The sequence below is a fragment of the Halotalea alkalilenta genome (genome assembly GCF_001648175.1).
Lineage (GTDB): Bacteria > Pseudomonadota > Gammaproteobacteria > Pseudomonadales > Halomonadaceae > Halotalea > Halotalea alkalilenta_A.
The window spans coordinates 2749208-2764801 of the sequence record NZ_CP015243.1 but is presented as its reverse complement, the minus strand read 5'-3'; the positions used below and the strand labels follow the sequence as shown (position 1 = coordinate 2764801).

The following is a 15594-nucleotide window of genomic DNA, read 5'->3' as shown; positions in this document are numbered from 1 at the left end:
AATCTGCAGGATTCTATGAGATCACCCTTACCATTGCCGACGTCCCCCCGCTTTCAGTAGCGGGACCATTTAGAGCCCGGGGTTACTGTAGCTGAGCTTCTGCCAGTTGTTTTGCGTGGGCGGCGGGCGTCAGCCCGCCGAGTGATTTCTTTGGTCGTTCCTCGTTGTATTCCCGCCGCCAGCGCTCGATCTCGCTTCGGGCATGCAGCAGCGTCGGGAACCAGTGTTCGTTGAGGCATTCGTCGCGCAGGCGCCCGTTGAAGGACTCGACGTAAGCGTTTTGATTCGGCTTGCCCGGCTGGATCAAGCGCAGCATCACGCCCCGCTCGTGCGCCCAGGCCACCATCGCCTTGCCGCAGAACTCCTTGCCGTTGTCCGTTCGGACCACCTTCGGCAGGCCACGGCTTAGCGCCAGGCGGTCGAGCACACGACTGACCCCGTGCCCGGAAATCGCGCGTTCGACTTCGATCGCCACAGCTTCGTGGCTCGCGTCGTCCACGATCACCAGGCACTTGATGACGCGGCCGTCGGCCGTGCGGTCGAAGATGAAGTCCATCGACCACACTTCATTGGCCGCAACCGGACGGATCAGCGGTTGCCGCTCGCTCACCGGCACCTTCTTGCGCTTGCGTCTCCGCACCTGCAGCTTCGCGTGCTGATACAGCCGCTCCACGCGTTTGTAATTCACGGTATGGCCGCCTTGCCGCAGCTTGAGATAGATCATGCCCACGCCGTAGCGCTTGTGCCGATGCGCCAATGCCTGGATCTGCGCCCGCAGTTCGACATTGCGATCCGGACGAGGTGTGTAACGCAGTGCGCTGGCGCTCATGCCCACCGCGCGCAAAGCGCGCCGCTCGCTGAGTCCTTTTCCGACCATGTAGCGCACCTGCTCACGACGGGCCGGTGCGCTCACCATTTTTTTCGCAGTACGTCCTTGATCACCTCGTTCTCGAGGACTTGCTCGGCCAGCAGCTTCTTCAGACGCGCATTCTCGACTTCGAGTTCCTTGAGCCGCTTGGCTTCGGAAACATTCATCCCGCCGAACTTGCTGCGCCACAGGTAGTACGACGCCTCGCTGAAGCCATGCCGGCGGCACAGCTCCTTGACCGGCAGGCCGGCCTCGGCCTCACGCAGGAAGCCGATGATCTGTTCTTCGCTGAAACGCTTCTTCACGTCCAATCTCCTTCTCGTTCGGGATTGGACTCCAAAGCTGCCTGCTACTCAAGTGCGGGGGGACGTCGTTGCTAGAGGAGACGGTAATTCTACAGGCGTCAAGAAGATCACTTTTGCTACCACCGTTTCCAACGGCTTTCGTTGGCCCTATGTGAGCGATCTTAAAGTCGAAAATTGGAGAGTCAGTGGGAACTACTCCTCGGCGATTTCTAATTTTGGCATTCGCGTTGGCCCAATCAGTTCCACTTGCCCGACTGAGCAGCCAGAAGGGACCGATGCGCCGTATATTGATGTTGGGATACAGGGAACTCTCTCTGGCTCCAGTCTATTTGCTCTGGATATTAAGTTCGTCGGCGTCAATAATAGAGCAGTACCAATTATTCTTTCAGTCGTGGATGTGGAAGATGTGACTAGGTTGGATTCGGGAGATTGGAACGGAGGTACCGCGATGATCGCGTCTCCTGTCAGCAACTTGACGGGCGATGATTTGTCTCCAGAAGCCCAAAAGCTCAACGAAATTTTGAACGCGCTCAAGGCAGCGGGACTGATGTCAAGCTAACTCAGCGAGTGAAATGGCATCATAATGGCGGCGCCCCGTCGAGGTCGGGTGACAACGACGGTACGGGATCACGTATGGAATAAGGGGTTCGTCAGTGAGGCACTGTTCAATGGCAAGCGGTTACGTGCCCTGACACTGGTCGACGAATACAGCCGGGAATGTCTGGCGATTCACGTCGATAACAGCCCGGAGCTCGTCTCACGTGTGTTCGACCGCTGGGCCTACGAGCAGGGTGTGACGCTGGATTCAGCTGCCCAGATAAGCCGACGGATAATGCCTCCATCGAGTCTTTCAATGGCAAGTTCAGAACGGAGTGTATGAACACGCATTGGTTTGTGTCCCTGGACGATGCACTTCACAAGATCGAGAGCTGGCGGCAGGATCACAATCAGATCAGGCCTCGTTCGTCTTTGGGTTGGCTAACCCCAGCCGAATATGTTGAAAGCCTCTATCGGTCAGATGCTTTCAACGTCAACCCGGTCGGAATTTCTACCCGAGACCGGTCTTGATAAGGGGGGGCACTCGATAGTCTCGAGAGTTTTCACTCTTTGATGTCCCTTACTTTGTCGATGTAACCGAGCTCCGCGCAGCGCTCGGCGACGACTCGCCAGATCAGCAGGCGCCCTTTGAGGTTGATGTGCGTGTTGTCGATCATCAGGGACGGCGGGACTATCCCGCCCGCGACTGCGGTTTGATCGGCCTCATAGGCATCCCATTCGGCCACTGAGTCCGGGTCATCTGGATTCAGAGGCGTAGACGGCTGCGGCAACGGGTTGGCGAGAAGGATCGGCTGAGGATCGATGTAGTGGCGTCCATAGAGCGCCTCAAGCGCAGCCGCCACATCTTTCTGGCGCTGCAACTGCGCCGGTAGCCCAGTAGCTTGCTTCTGCGCGAACCAACTCACGAAGATGAATCTCTTCTCCTGCGATTTGATATTGTTGTACGCCGCCTGGTAGTAGCCGATTTGGTTCTCAATGGGGTTGTTTCGTGAGTTGCCACCAAACCAGAAGATCTGCAAGTACTCCATGTTGTCCTGGATCGGTGCGAGCCCGGAGGAGATCGTCTGCGGATTTCCTTCGCTATCGAACGTCTCGAGCCGAAGCGGCACCCGCTCCCAGACTACATCGACGGGCGACGGCACCTCGACAACCTCCCCAGGCTGTTCTCGTGTGAACGAGTAGACCAGCGGGCTTACGTAGACGAGTTGCCCCCTTACCCCGTTGATGTAGACGGTGTGATTCGTAGCGGGCACGTTTTCGGCGAGCCGGTAGGGATCGTTCACGTGATTGACGGTGACAGACCCCGACGCTGGGATTTGGTTGTCGGGGAACGTCAGGCGCATAGGCACCGCTCCCATGCGTGCGAGGGTTACAGGACTGCTCGTACCTGACATCGAGTAGCTGTAGATCGGAATACCGGTAAGATCAGCGAACGGGCGGATCTTCTCAGGTGTGGTCTGGCTGTCACCAATGACGATAGCCTGATTGACCGGTCCCACTTGTGCAGCAGGCTCGGAACCATCCGGCGGGGCGAAGTATGCCTCGCTGTTCTGGCCCCACCGTAAGCAATCACCGTTCAGCAGTTGGCAGTCGCTCGCCTCGACACTCTCTGCCGAGAGTCGGATGGCGCCTCCGACACCGATCTTAGGGTATGCCCAGGCTGCACTGCGGTCGATGTCTGCGACGTACTCGCCTATATAGGTGCCTTCCGCGTTGGGTATTGATAACGTCCCGTTCCCATCGACAGCGGCCAGCCCGGCTTCGACTGACGAACAACAGATCCCCAGAGTAGCCAGGACTTGCATCAACACCTTTGCAACGGTTGGGCGCGCGGCGCCGTTTGGGTACGTCACGTCCTTGAGCTCCGCCGAAGAAGGCATCTCCATCCCAGTATCAACTGTTCCTTTCAAATCCGCGACGATCGCAGGCAATTGCCCGAATGTGCTTCCGTCACTCATGGGTATCCCTTGGGCAAAATAAAGCTGCCTCGAGGGCGGCGAAAGAAAAAGTGCGGGTGATCGACATCACCCTGGAAGTCAGGTGCGAAGACGAGCGGGGCGGTGTGAGTTGCACCTGCCCATTGATGATTGGCACCGCATTCATGCCATACGTTCGCCAGCTGGCTGGTGTCAGATGGCGTGGCCGCTGGTGGACGTAAAGGAGGTGCTCGGGCATTCGACCATCACGCAGACGGAGAAGTATGCCCACCTGGCGCCGCATCGCGCACGTGAGGCAGTTGCCAGACTTGTGTCACGTTCTGGTCACGTTGAAAGACCGGCAAGGGATTTGGATGCTTTGCTGGAACGTCCTCGGAGGAGGGTAACTATTTGAGGACGTTGAAAAAAGTGGCGGAGGGACAGGGATTCGAACCCTGGAAGGGCGTTAACCCTTGCCGGTTTTCAAGACCGGTGCATTCAACCGCTCTGCCATCCCTCCTGACACGGTTGGGGATCTTACCATCGTCGCTGTTCAGGTCAATGGATATGTTTATCGATCAGCAGCTTATCGCTGGGATGACCTGGAGTAGGGGGCGCTTGCGCGGGTGTTTGCCTTAGCGTGGGCGCTGGGTCGAGCGGTTTCGCAGTTGCGAGATCGTCGACTTTATCTTCTGCCTGTTCTGCGGCTTGCTGAGGTACTTGATTCCGAAGCCGATCAGCGTGGTCAGCAGCTTGGCCTTTCTGGACATGTACGGCTCCTTGGTCGAGTGTTCGGTGCTCTGACGGGTGACGAGGAACTCTGATCATGGTCGGTGATCAGCATCCGGTCAAAGTGAGTCGTACGGCCGCGCAGGGCTTGTGGATGGTCCGATCCGGTGCAGCCCTGCGTCGGTGGGGTGGTGGCTTCAGTTGGCGTACTTGCGGCTCACTCGGTTGAGCGTGCTGGTGAGCTGGATGGTCAGGGTCAAGTCCGCGAGTTCGCTACCGCTGAAGGTTTCGATCGCCTGGCGGCGGATATCCGAATTGGTGGAATGCTCGCGAATGAAGTTGTCGCACCATGCCAGCGCCGCGCGCTCGCGGGCGCTGAAACTGTTCGACGTGGCCCAGTGGGCCAACTGCTCGACTTTGTCCTTGGAGATGCCGAGCGCTTCGGCTTCGGCCAGCGAAGAGTGGCTACAGCCCTCGCAGCCGTTGAGCTGGCAGGTGCGCAGTTCGGCGAGGCAACGAATCGAGGGATCCAGCGAGCATTGGCGAATACCACGGCTGGCTTGATAGATGTCTTTGACGTCAATGAGCTGGCGGGCCATTTGAACGGTCCCCGGTTGAGGTAGTGGAGAGGAGAAGAGTCCCCTTGTCGCTGCGGCTGGATGTGCCGCTGATTCGCGCCGTAGTAGCTTGAGTAGCTTGCAATGCCTGTTCACGCGGTGGTGAGGCGCGCATCAATGCCTTCTGCGCATTGAATACCGATTTGGTCCTCTTTTCTACAGCCTTGTTTCATTGTTTTGACCTCGGTTGAGAGGTTGAGGCGCGATCGCGGAAAAGAGTGGTGAAGTATTGACCTGGGATCAGGGCGTTGATAGATTATGCCTCGCTTCCCGGCCATCAGTGCCGTTGATAGCATTGCGGAAGGCTGGCAGAGCGGCCGAATGCACTTGTTTCGAAAACAAGCGGGTGTAACAGCCCCGTAGGTTCGAATCCTACGCCTTCCGCCACTTCTTTACCCTTGCTGGTCACTCCTCTAGTCATTAGGCACGCTGACCGCTGCCGATTTCCTCCCTCAGCGCCGCGACCAGCGTTCTCGACGAATGAGTTCTTCACGCCCATCGATAGCATGAGCCATTAGTCGGGTCGCAAGCCTATTGCGCCGGTATTCCACACAGACCATTTCACACACCATTTCACACAGGCCTCGTCGCCGTCTTGGCAGCTCGAGCCGGTGGTGTCGTCATTTCAAATCGCAGCTTTAGTGCCAGCGCCGATCGCGAAATCCAACGATGCGTTCTGTTAAAGCCATGTCGCGGTCAGCTTCAAGGGCGTGGTCAAGCGCCTGCGAGAGGTGGCGAAAGGTACCCGAAACCGGGGCTGAATGTCAGCTTCTCATCGGCAGGTTTGGAGTGGTGGACGTCGCTCACCGGTGGTGCCAATACGCACCGGCCATGTAGACTCGTTTTTTCCAGATGAACCGGCGAGCCAAGCCAGACGATCCAGTGCTGTAATCGGCGGTGATCGAATGGTAGATGTTCGCTATTTCCTCGCGGTCATGCGTAGCGGCTCCGGCCGGGATGGCGTTTCGCGCCGCAAAAAGCATGGGTTGGTTTCGATGGCGGCGCTCGATCGGTGCCGTATCCAAGGTCGTAGTCCAAGCCGATGGCAACGGAGCATGACGTGAAAGACGCAACGCCAGTAGTGGTCGTAGGTGGAGGCATTGCTGGACTCGCCACCGCACGTGCGATGCTGAACCACGATATAGCCGTGCGCGTGCTGGAGAGGCGTTCGGATTCATCGTCCGAGGGGTTCGCGGTGAACCTGCCGGGCAACGCGGTGAAGGCACTTGCGTCCCTGGGGCTTGGCGATGCCATCGAGCGTTGGGGCCATCCGCTTCGCCGTCGGGAATACCGCACGGACTCGGACCGCTTGCTCTTCTCCGTCGATGAAGACGCCTTTTGGGGTGAAGCTGCAAGGCCGCGCAGTATCCGCCGCGCGACGCTTGTCGATATGCTTCGCGGCTGCCTCGGAGGCGACGTTGTTCGCTATGGCGCCGATGTACGATCGCTTTCGGTCGATGACGATCAGGCGAAAGTGGCGCTCGTCGATGGCGAGACGCTTACCGCGCGGCTCGTCGTCGCAGCGGACGGCGTCGGCTCGGGCGTGCGCAAGTGCCTGTTCGGCGACGATGCCGGCGTGCGGCATTCGATCATCTCGAAGTCCAGTTGGCGCTTCGTCGCCCCCAATCCCGGCATCGACTGCTGGACCGTATGGGCGGGGGCGCGTGGCGTGATCCTGCTGATGCCGCTGGAAGGGGGCGAGGTCTATGGCTGGGCGAGTGCGACGCGTGACGGTGCGACGGCCTCGACCGACGCCCTCGTCGCCTTGTCCGAAAGCTTCCCGACACGCGTGCGGCAGGCAGTGGCCGCTGCGGCGGTGGAGCCGGGCGCGATCCTCCATTCGCCGCTCGAAGAGGTACGTCTGCCCGCCTGGAGCCGGGGGCGCGCGGTACTCGTCGGCGACGCAGCGCACGCGACGGCACCGGTCTGGGCACAAGGGGTGGCGCTTGCGCTCGAGGACGCTATCGTGCTCGCCGCTTGCCTTTCCTCGTCGAGCGACGATGCCGCTGCGCTGGCCGTCTTCGAGGCCCGCCGCCGCGCGCGGGTCGACCATGTCCAGAAGATGACCGATGCGATGTCGAAGGCAGCGAAGCTGCCGGTGCTAGTGCGCAACCTGCTGATGCCGGTCGTCGGTCCGAAACGATACCGGCAGACCTACGGGCCGCTGCGCACGGAAGTATGAGCGCGATGGCGAACACTGCGCTCATGATCGCTGGTCTCAGCTCGAGCGTTTGGTGTAGTCCGGTTCGCACTAGGGCCTGTCGTGTAGCCCACCCGCTTGGGTGATGTCTTTCATACGCTTTTCGACCTGATCGACGGGCATTGGGCGGCTTTGCCATGGCGAGATACCAGAACGTTGTGAACAGTCGGCAAGGGTCCTTCGCGGCCGGGGTGCTCCGAGGCTTGGCGGGCCTCTTTCATCGGCAGGCGCAGTCGCTTTCAGGTATCGGACTCGCACTCGGTACGCTCTTCTTCGCCGCCGCATTGACGCCGACGCTCGTCCCCCGCACTTATCTCACCCAGGGGATCCTGGCGGGGGCATGCTTCGCCGCCGGCTACGGGCTCGGGCTGTTTTGGCGCTGGCTCTGGGCCTACATGGAGCTGCCGGAACCCCCGGAGCGTATGCGCCGTGCCACCAATGCGCTGATCGCGCTCATATGCCTTTCGATCGCGCTGATCTGCCTTTGGTACGCGGCCGAGTGGCAGAACTCGATCCGTCTGCTGATGGAGATGGCTCCGGTCGAGAGCGCGCATCCGTTCAAGGTCAGCGCCACGGCGTTGGCCGCCTTCGCTGTGCTGCTGGCGCTCGGTAGGCTGTTCGGCCTCGTCGTTCGTGTGGTTGCGCGCCGCTCGGGCCGGCTGTTGCCGAGAAAGGTCGCCAACGTGGTCGGCGCCAGCGTCGGTGTCCTGCTGTTCTGGTCGCTGGCCAACGACGTGTTCTTCCGCGCGGTGATCAACCTGCTCGATTCTTCGTACCGGGAGTACGACTCCCTGCTCGAGCCTGAGCGCCCGCAACCTTTAGACCCGATCAAGACCGGCAGTGCCGCCTCGCTGATCGCCTGGAACGAGCTCGGGCGCGCGGGTCGGGAGTTCGTCGCATCGGGGCCTTCGGCTTTGCAGATCGAAACGCTCACCGGGCGGCCGGCGCTCGAGCCGATCAGGGTCTATGCCGGGCTGCGCGGGGCCGATACCCCCGCTGACCGCGCGCGGCTGGCGCTGGAGGAGTTGCAGCGGGTGGGGGCGTTCGACCGCTCGGTGCTGGTGATCGTCACCGCCACGGGCACCGGATGGATCGATCCTTCGGCGATGGACTCGGTCGAGTACCTGCAGCACGGCGACATCGCAAGCGTCGCGCTGCAGTACTCCTATCTGTCGAGTCCGCTGTCGCTGCTGGTCCAGCCTGAATATGGAGCAGAGACCGCGCGCGCCCTGTTCTCCGAGGTCTACGCCTATTGGACGACCTTGCCGCCGGACCGGCGGCCGAGGCTCTATCTGCATGGCCTGAGCCTCGGCGCGATGAATTCCGAGCGCTCGGCCGAGCTGTTCGAGATGATCCACGATCCGATCCAGGGCGCGCTGTGGAGCGGCCCTCCGTTCAAGAGCCGTATTTGGCGTTCGCTCACCGATGGACGCAACGAGGACTCGCCCGCATGGCTGCCTCGGTTCAGGGACGGCAGTTTCGTCCGCTTCATCAACCAGGATGGTTCGACCGTGCCGATGGAGGCGCCATGGGGACCGATGCGGATCGTCTACCTGCAATATGCCAGCGACCCGGTGACCTTCTTCGACTACCGCGATTTCTACCGCCGCCCGGCGTGGATGGAGTCGCCGCTCGGGCCCGACGTGTCGACGGCGCTGCGTTGGTATCCGGTGGTGAGCATGCTCCAGCTGGCGCTCGACATGGCGATGGCGAGCTCCACGCCGATGGGTTACGGCCACGTCTACGCACCGCAGCACTATGTCGATGCGTGGATGGCCGTTACCGGCGTCGACGATTGGTCGCCCGAGGCGATCGCAGGTCTCAAGCGCCGCCTCGAGGACGCAACGATGCAGGCGGGCGCTGATGATGGTAGCAAGGAAGAGGCTTTCGACAACCGCGGTGGCTGAGCTTGCGGGCACCCCACGCCGCCAATCGGTGGTGGCGTGGAGTGGCGCTGGATGGGCGCTCCGGGTTCATCCCTCCTGGACGAAATGCCCCGGGGCGACCTCGCGATAGCGGCGTTTGGGCGGCTGGTAGCCGCGCGGGCGGATCGGGTTTTTCAGCTCGTCGACGGCGAGGTTGCGCTTGATCCCCCGGCGGGCTGGATCGGGCACCGGTACCGCGGCAATCAGTTTCTTGGTATAGGCGTGCTGCGGATTACCGAACACCGCCGCGCGAGGGCCGATTTCGACGATCTCGCCAAGATACATCACCGCGACCCGATGGCTGACACGCTCCACCACCGCCATGTCGTGGGAGATGAACAGAAAGGAGATGCCGAGGCTTTCCTGGAGATCGAGGAGCAGGTTGCAGACCTGTGCCTTGATCGAGACATCGAGTGCCGAGACGGACTCATCGGCGACGATCACCTTGGGCTCGAGGGCGAGCGCACGCGCGATGCTGATCCGCTGGCGCTGCCCGCCGGAGAACTCGTGCGGGTAGCGGCGCATCATCTCGGCACTCAGGCCGACACGCTCGAGCAGGTCGGCGGTACGCTCACGTGCCTGTGACCGAGTGCCGAGGCGGTGGGCGAGAAAGGGCTCGGAGATGGCCTGGCCCACGCTCATTCGCGGATTGAGGCTGGCGAACGGATCCTGGAAGATCATCTGCACGCTGCGTCGCATACGGCGCAGGTCCCCCGGGCCGAGCTTCAGCACGTCGTAGCCGTCGAGTTGCACCTCACCGCCGCATGGTTCCACCAGCCGCATGATTGAGCGCCCGGTGGTCGATTTGCCACAGCCCGATTCGCCGACCAGCGCCAGGGTTTCGCCCTGGGCAAGATCGAAGGAGACGTTCTCGACCGCATGGACCGCCTCGGTCTTGCGCTGGAAGAAGCCGGAGCGGATGTCGAAGCGGGTGACGAGGTTGCGCACCGAGAGAATCGGGGTCCCGGCGGCATCGAGGGTGCCGGCTACCTCGGTTGGCGCGCTGACTTGTCCCGTCTCGATGTCGACGATCGGAAAACGCAGCGGCCAATCGTGGCCGCTCATCGAACCGAGCCGCGGTACCGCCTCGATCAGCGCCCGGGTATAGGGCTGCCTGCCGCGATGGAAGATATCCTCGGTTGGCCCGCTTTCCACCACATCGCCTCGATACATCACCAGGGTACGTTCGGCGATCTCCGCTACCACGCCCATGTCATGGGTGATGAAGAGCACCGACATGTCTTCCTCTTCCTGCAGGGTCTTGATCAGGTCGAGGATCTGCCCCTGGATCGTCACGTCGAGCGCGGTGGTCGGCTCGTCGGCGATCAATAGCTGCGGCTTCGATGCCAGCGCCATGGCGATCATCACCCGCTGGCGCATACCGCCGGAGAACTGGTGGGGGTAGTCCTTTATCCGTCCGCGGGCGTTGGGGATGCGCACCTTCTCTAGCAGTTCGATCGATTCGGCCTTCGCCTGCGTCGCCGACATCCGCCGATGGCGCAGCAGCGTCTCGGCAATCTGCCGGCCGATGGTGAAGGTCGGGTTGAGGCTGGTCATCGGCTCCTGGAAGATCATCGCGATGTCGTTGCCGCGCACGTCGCGCATGCGCTCCTCCGACAGGGCGAGCAGGTTGCGTCCATTGAGCAGCACTTCGCCCTCGATACGGGCCGATCCCTTCGCCAGCAGGCGCATGATCGCAAGCGAAGTCACGCTCTTGCCCGAGCCCGATTCACCGACGATCGCGACCGTCTCACGCGGGCCGATGTCGAAGGAGACGTTGTTGACCACTGGTCGCCATGCATCTGCGGTGCGGAAGGAGACCGCGAGGTCGCGCACCGACAGCACCGGCTCCGCGGCGGGGTGTGGTCGGGGTTGCTCGGGCATCGCTGGGTCGATCATGTTGTTTGCCTTGGGATGTCGAATGGTCGGGACGAATGGCGCCATGAGGGACTGCTCAGGGCTCGCGTGGATCGAGCGCATCGCCCAGCCCGTCGCCGACCAGATTGAATCCAATCACCACGAGGAAGATCGCCGCACCCGGCCATATCGCCATCCAAGGTGCCTGCGACATGAAGTTCTTGGCCACGTTGAGCATCGAGCCCCAGCTCGGGTCGGGCGGCTGCTGGCCGAGCCCGAGGAAGGAGAGGCTTGCCTCGGCGATGATCGCCGTGGCCACGGTCAGCGTCGCCTGGACCAGGATCGGCGGAAAGACGTTCGGCGCGATGTAACGCTTGAGGATCATCAGGTTGCCGAGTCCGATCGAGCGCGCACCCTCCACGTAGTCCTCGGTCTTGACCGCCAGTACCTGGCCGCGCGTCAGCCGCACGAAGATCGGCATCGCCGAGAGCCCGATGGCGATCATCGCGTTGGAGAGGCTCGGCCCGAGGAACGCCGCCAGCGCGATGGCGGTGATCAGAAACGGCATCGCGAGGAAGGCTTCCGTCACTCGGGAGATCAGCATATCGATCCAGCCGCCGAAGTAGCCGGAGACCAGACCTATCGGTACGCCGATCACGACCGCGATCGCGACGGATACGATCCCCGCTGCGAGCGAGGCCTGGGACCCCCAGATCAGGCGCGAGAGCAGATCGCGGCCGATCTCATCGGTACCCAGCCAGTGGGCGGCGGAGGGAGGCTGGCGGATCGCCGACCAGCTGGTCGCGGTCGGATCAGCGATCGGCAGGATCGGTGCGGCGAGGGCGAGCAGGGCGAAGAACACGATGATGCAGAGCCCGGCCAGTGCGGCCTTGTTGGCCTTGAACTTGCGCCAGGCACGCCGGCCAGGAGTCTCCTCGCGTGCCGGTGCGATCGCCGCGTTTGCGAGTGTCGTCATAGTGTGGCCCTCATGCGCGGATTGAGCAGGACATAGAGGATGTCGGCGATCAGGTTCATCAGGATGAAGGCGACCGCGGTGCACAGGACTACGCCTTGCACCACCGCATAGTCGCGGTTGAACACGGCGTCGACGATCAGCTTGCCGAAGCCCGGAATGGTGAACACCTGCTCGGTCAGGACCGCGCCGGCGAGCAGGTCGCCGAACAGCAGCGCCGACAGCGTGATCACCGGCAGCAGCCCATTGCGCAGGCCATGCTCCATCACCACCGTGCGCTCGGAGAGCCCCTTCGCCCGCGCGGTACGGATGTAGTCGGCGCGCAGCACGCCGAGCATCGAGGAGCGCGTATGGCGCATCAGCATCGCGGCGAGCGGCGTCGAGAGCACGAAGGCCGGCATGATCATGGTCTCGAGCGACCTCAACGGGTCGGCGAAGAACGGGTAGTAGCCCGAGGCGGGAAGCCAGCCCAGATAGACCGAGACCAGCAGGATCAGCATGATGCCGAGCCAGAAGTTGGGGATCGACAGGCCCGAGAGCGCGACCAGGTTGGCGAGATAGTCGAGCAGGGTGTTCTTGCGCACCGCGGCGATGATGCCGGCCGGAATGCCGATCAGCACCGCGAAGATCATCGCCATCACCGCGAGCTGGATGGTGACCGGCAGCTTTTGCAGAATCAGCTCCGTCACCGGCTGGTTGGTCCGCAGCGAAGTGCCGAGATCGCCACGCAGCACGTCGCCGAGCCAATAGAGGTACTGATAGACCACCGGGTCATTGAGCCGGTACTGCTCCCTGAGCTGGGCGATCAGCACCGGGTCGCGCTCCTCGCCCGCCATCGCCAGGATCGGATCGCCCGGCAGCAGCTTCTGGAGCATGAAAACGAACAGCGAGATGATCAAAAGCGTCGGGATCGCGATGAGCAGACGCTTGGCGACATAAGTGTACATAGGGCATCGACCGGGTACGGGAGGCTGAAAAGGGGCGCGGTACCAACGGTCCCGCGTCCCACGGCGAGGAGGCGGTTAGTCTGCGACCCGCACTCCGGTGAGCCGGATCAGCCCGTCCGGTGAAGGCAAGAAGCCGGTCACGTCGTCGTCCATCGCCCATATGTAGGACTGGTGGCCGAGATAGATGATCGGCATGTCGTCCTGGAGGATCCTCGTCGCCGCGTCGTAGCGCTCCTTGCGCGCTGGGGTATCGGTGAAGGTGCGCGCCTCGTTGAGCAGCGCATCGACCTCGGGGTTGCAGTAGTGGACGTCGTTGATGCCGCCCTCGCAGGTGACGAACTGGTGGAGGTTGCCGTCGGGGTCGATGCGCCCGGACCAGTCGGAGCGGCTGAGCTGGAAGTTGCCGGCGGTCTGCTCTGACAAGAGCGTGGCGTATTCGGTCGCCCGCAGGCGCAGGTCGAAACCGGCCTCCGTGACCATCGCCTGGATGACCTGGGCCATCTGCATCTGCACGGGGATGTTGCCGACCTGCAGCTCGACCGCGACCCGGTCGAGGCCGGCTTCGTCGAGCAGCGCTCGAGCCGCCGCTACATCGCGTTCGGGCACCGGGAGTTCGGCGTTGTACCAGGGGCTGCTCGGCGGGAATGGCTGGTTGCCGGCCGGCTGGGTGCCCTCGAAGACGATCTGGCTGATCGCCTCGCGGTCGATGGCCAGTGAGAAGGCCTGGCGCACACGCTTGTCGTTGCCCATCGGACTGTCGGCGCGCGGGCCGTTGTCGACGTTGACGTAGAGCGCCTGGTAGCCGAGGCCGACGGTCTCGGCATAGGTGAGATTGGCATCGTTCTTGACCGTCTGGGCGTCGGAGGCGGCCAGACGCTCCAACATGTTGATGTCGCCGGAGCGCAGGTTGGCCAGGCGCACCGTGGCATCGGGAATCGGCAGATAGGTCACGCGGTCGATGAAGATGTTCTCGGCGTTCCAATAGTCGTCGAACTTCTCCAGCACGATCCGGTCCTGCTGCACGCGTTCGACGAAGCGGAACGGGCCAGAGCAGACCGGGTTGGAGCCGAAGTTCGCCCCCGTATCGGCGAAGGCCGTGGGTGAGAGCATCATCCCGGCCCGGTCGGTGAGCTGGGCCAGCAGAGAAGCGTCGGGACCGGTCATGGTGAAGGTGACTTGGTAGTCGCCTGTCGCCTCGATGGTGTCGACCGAGGCGAGCTCGCTTCTGCGACGCGACTCCGGCATGGTCATCGCGCGCTCGATATTGGCGACCACTGCCTGGGCGTTGAACGGCGTGCCGTCGTGGAACACCACGTCCTGGCGCAGGTTCATCACCAGCTGCGAAGCGTCTTCCGACCATGTCCAGTCGGTGGCGAGCTGGGGCACGATCTCGAGCTCCGGGGTAATGTCGACGAGCTTGTCGCAGAGGCCGGCATAGACGATGCGCCCGGCGATGGTACGCGACTGATGGGGGTCGAGGACGTCCGGATCATCCTGCAGCCCGATTCGCAGCTCGGCCGCCGAAACGGGAAGGGCGAAGAGGGCGCTCGCCAGGAGCACTGCGCCGCTGGCGCGGTTTATGATTCTCATGTTGTTCACCTGTCATGACGGATTTGTTGTTGGGCGCCTGCCGTTCGGCTGCATGACGTGCTGCTGGATTTTCTGAGTTTTCTTCGTTCAGCGTGGCTCTATTCGCCAAAAGCATTCCCTCAAAGCATTCCCCGAGCGTTTCTCTTTCCCTCAGAGCCTCTGTTCAGGCGCCTCGATCGACGCCGCTGAGCTTTCGATCTCATCCATGTCGACTTGGACCATCGATGTCTGGCGGATGACGTCTTCCTGCAGCCTGAGAAGATGCCGGCGCATCGCCTCGCCCGCGCGGGCGGGGTCCCGCGCTTCGATGGCGGTGATGATCGCGAGGTGCTCGGAGTAGGAGCGCGGCCGGGTGTCCCCGGGGAGCCTGGCGCGCCTGCGGATGGCCCGCCAGGCTTCGTCCTGGCGGACGCGATTGATCACCTCGAACAGCGACAGGAACAGGCTGTTGCCGGCGCTCTGTGCGAGCTGCCGGTGCAGCGCGCCGTCCCACAGTTCGCGGGCATCGGAGTCCTCGGCCTCGAAGGTCTTCTCGGCAAACCGGCGCATCGAGGCGACGTCCTCGCTCTTCGCCCGCAGGGCGGCCAGCTGTGCCAGCTGCGGCTCGATCCTGAGCCGGACCTCCATGACTTCCATGAAATTGGTATCGGCGACGAGGTTCTCGACCTGCTCGGTCCAACCATCGGGCTTGCGTCCGACATAGGTGCCCGACCCCTGCCGGCGCCAGATCTCACCCTCCGCCTCGAGCACTTCGAGTGCACGGCGCACGGCTCGACGGCTGACGCCGAACATTTCCGACAGGGCGCGCTCGGTGGGTAGTTTGCCGTCGGCATCCACCTGGCCCGCTTTCAGCAGGCCGTGAATCCTTTCGAGCGCGAAATTGGAGTTCTCTTGCATGGGTAGACGCTTGTTTAGGTGGATTCATCTCGAACCAATGTGATATTGGTTCAGTAAGCCGTCACCGGAAAGCGAGTGTCAAGTCCTAAACCCGCAGCTTCTCAAGTTCGCATCAGGGTGAATGGAAATGGCGAGGCGCCGGTGGGGCAAGCTCCAGGCGCCGATTCGATCCGGTAGGCTCGGTTGCCCGAAGGGTAATGACCAAGCGAAGG

The 15594-nt window shown here is 62.4% G+C and carries 12 protein-coding genes, 2 tRNA genes and 1 pseudogene; 5 read left to right on the top strand and 10 right to left on the bottom strand.

Annotated elements, in window-relative coordinates; genetic code table 11:
- Nucleotides 1-69 precede the first annotated feature (69 nt).
- A pseudogene (locus A5892_RS12365) lies at nt 70-1173 on the bottom strand (IS3 family transposase).
- Here A5892_RS12365 and A5892_RS20275 point away from each other — a divergent pair.
- Entirely contained in the window at nt 1142-1732 is a 591-nt protein-coding gene (locus A5892_RS20275) for a hypothetical protein (RefSeq protein WP_150123537.1), read from the top strand. The pseudogene A5892_RS12365 and the gene A5892_RS20275 sit on opposite strands and share 32 nt — an antisense overlap.
- Before the next feature lie 215 nt (nt 1733-1947).
- A complete protein-coding gene (locus tag A5892_RS19880) occupies nt 1948-2241 on the top strand; it encodes an integrase core domain-containing protein (RefSeq protein WP_082890437.1) in 294 nt (97 codons plus the stop codon).
- Between the two features lie 32 nt (nt 2242-2273).
- Here the strand turns inward: A5892_RS19880 and A5892_RS12355 are convergent, their stop codons facing one another.
- The 4 genes from A5892_RS12355 to A5892_RS12345 form a co-directional block, all read right to left on the bottom strand.
- Nucleotides 2274-3689, bottom strand: coding sequence for a hypothetical protein (locus tag A5892_RS12355; RefSeq protein ID WP_150123536.1), 1416 nt, complete (start codon nt 3687-3689; stop codon nt 2274-2276).
- A 388-nt stretch (nt 3690-4077) separates the two neighbouring features.
- Nucleotides 4078-4167 (bottom strand) — tRNA-Ser (locus tag A5892_RS12350).
- Nucleotides 4168-4282: 115 nt separating this feature from the next.
- Nucleotides 4283-4417: a hypothetical protein gene (locus A5892_RS20915; RefSeq protein WP_263281379.1), complete on the bottom strand. Its 135-nt coding sequence runs from the start codon at nt 4415-4417 to the stop codon at nt 4283-4285.
- A gap of 156 nt (nt 4418-4573) precedes the next feature.
- Nucleotides 4574-4975 (bottom strand): carboxymuconolactone decarboxylase family protein, encoded by a 402-nt coding sequence (locus A5892_RS12345; protein ID WP_064123057.1) that lies wholly within the window; start codon nt 4973-4975, stop codon nt 4574-4576.
- 317 nt (nt 4976-5292) lie between these two features.
- Here A5892_RS12345 and A5892_RS12340 point away from each other — a divergent pair.
- The 3 genes from A5892_RS12340 (at nt 5293) to A5892_RS12325 (ending at nt 9100) form a co-directional block, all read left to right on the top strand.
- Nucleotides 5293-5380 (top strand) — tRNA-Ser (locus A5892_RS12340).
- 673 nt (nt 5381-6053) lie between these two features.
- Nucleotides 6054-7175, top strand: a complete 1122-nt coding sequence (locus A5892_RS12330) for an FAD-dependent monooxygenase (protein ID WP_223302653.1) — start codon at nt 6054-6056, stop codon at nt 7173-7175.
- A 221-nt stretch (nt 7176-7396) separates the two neighbouring features.
- Nucleotides 7397-9100: an alpha/beta hydrolase gene (locus tag A5892_RS12325; protein ID WP_064123054.1), complete on the top strand. Its 1704-nt coding sequence runs from the start codon at nt 7397-7399 to the stop codon at nt 9098-9100.
- Nucleotides 9101-9166: 66 nt separating this feature from the next.
- Here the strand turns inward: A5892_RS12325 and A5892_RS12320 are convergent, their stop codons facing one another.
- From A5892_RS12320 to A5892_RS12300, 5 genes are all read right to left on the bottom strand, one after another.
- Nucleotides 9167-11002 (bottom strand): ABC transporter ATP-binding protein, encoded by a 1836-nt coding sequence (locus A5892_RS12320; RefSeq protein WP_064124483.1) that lies wholly within the window; start codon nt 11000-11002, stop codon nt 9167-9169.
- A 70-nt stretch (nt 11003-11072) separates the two neighbouring features.
- Nucleotides 11073-11951 carry an ABC transporter permease gene (locus tag A5892_RS12315; protein ID WP_064123053.1) on the bottom strand — a complete coding sequence of 293 codons (879 nt, stop codon included), beginning with the start codon at nt 11949-11951 and terminating at the stop codon, nt 11073-11075.
- Nucleotides 11948-12895: an ABC transporter permease gene (locus A5892_RS12310; RefSeq protein WP_064123052.1), complete on the bottom strand. Its 948-nt coding sequence runs from the start codon at nt 12893-12895 to the stop codon at nt 11948-11950. Before A5892_RS12310 ends, A5892_RS12315 begins: the two co-directional genes overlap by 4 nt.
- A 75-nt stretch (nt 12896-12970) precedes the next feature.
- Nucleotides 12971-14485, bottom strand: coding sequence for an ABC transporter substrate-binding protein (locus tag A5892_RS12305; protein ID WP_064123051.1), 1515 nt, complete (start codon nt 14483-14485; stop codon nt 12971-12973).
- Nucleotides 14486-14635: 150 nt separating this feature from the next.
- Nucleotides 14636-15382 (bottom strand): FadR/GntR family transcriptional regulator, encoded by a 747-nt coding sequence (locus A5892_RS12300; protein WP_064123050.1) that lies wholly within the window; start codon nt 15380-15382, stop codon nt 14636-14638.
- Nucleotides 15383-15594 lie beyond the last annotated feature (212 nt).

Coding starts and splice junctions, on each gene's coding strand:
- A5892_RS12345 (WP_064123057.1), bottom strand. CDS start 4,975: ATGGCCCGCCAGCTCATTGACGTCAAAGACATCTATCAAGCCAGCCGT.
- A5892_RS12300 (WP_064123050.1), bottom strand. CDS start 15,382: ATGCAAGAGAACTCCAATTTCGCGCTCGAAAGGATTCACGGCCTGCTG.
- A5892_RS12310 (WP_064123052.1), bottom strand. CDS start 12,895: ATGTACACTTATGTCGCCAAGCGTCTGCTCATCGCGATCCCGACGCTT.
- A5892_RS12355 (WP_150123536.1), bottom strand. CDS start 3,689: ATGAGTGACGGAAGCACATTCGGGCAATTGCCTGCGATCGTCGCGGAT.
- A5892_RS12305 (WP_064123051.1), bottom strand. CDS start 14,485: ATGAGAATCATAAACCGCGCCAGCGGCGCAGTGCTCCTGGCGAGCGCC.
- A5892_RS20915 (WP_263281379.1), bottom strand. CDS start 4,417: ATGTCCAGAAAGGCCAAGCTGCTGACCACGCTGATCGGCTTCGGAATC.
- A5892_RS20275 (WP_150123537.1), top strand. CDS start 1,142: ATGATCTGTTCTTCGCTGAAACGCTTCTTCACGTCCAATCTCCTTCTC.
- A5892_RS12320 (WP_064124483.1), bottom strand. CDS start 11,002: ATGCCCGAGCAACCCCGACCACACCCCGCCGCGGAGCCGGTGCTGTCG.
- A5892_RS12315 (WP_064123053.1), bottom strand. CDS start 11,951: ATGACGACACTCGCAAACGCGGCGATCGCACCGGCACGCGAGGAGACT.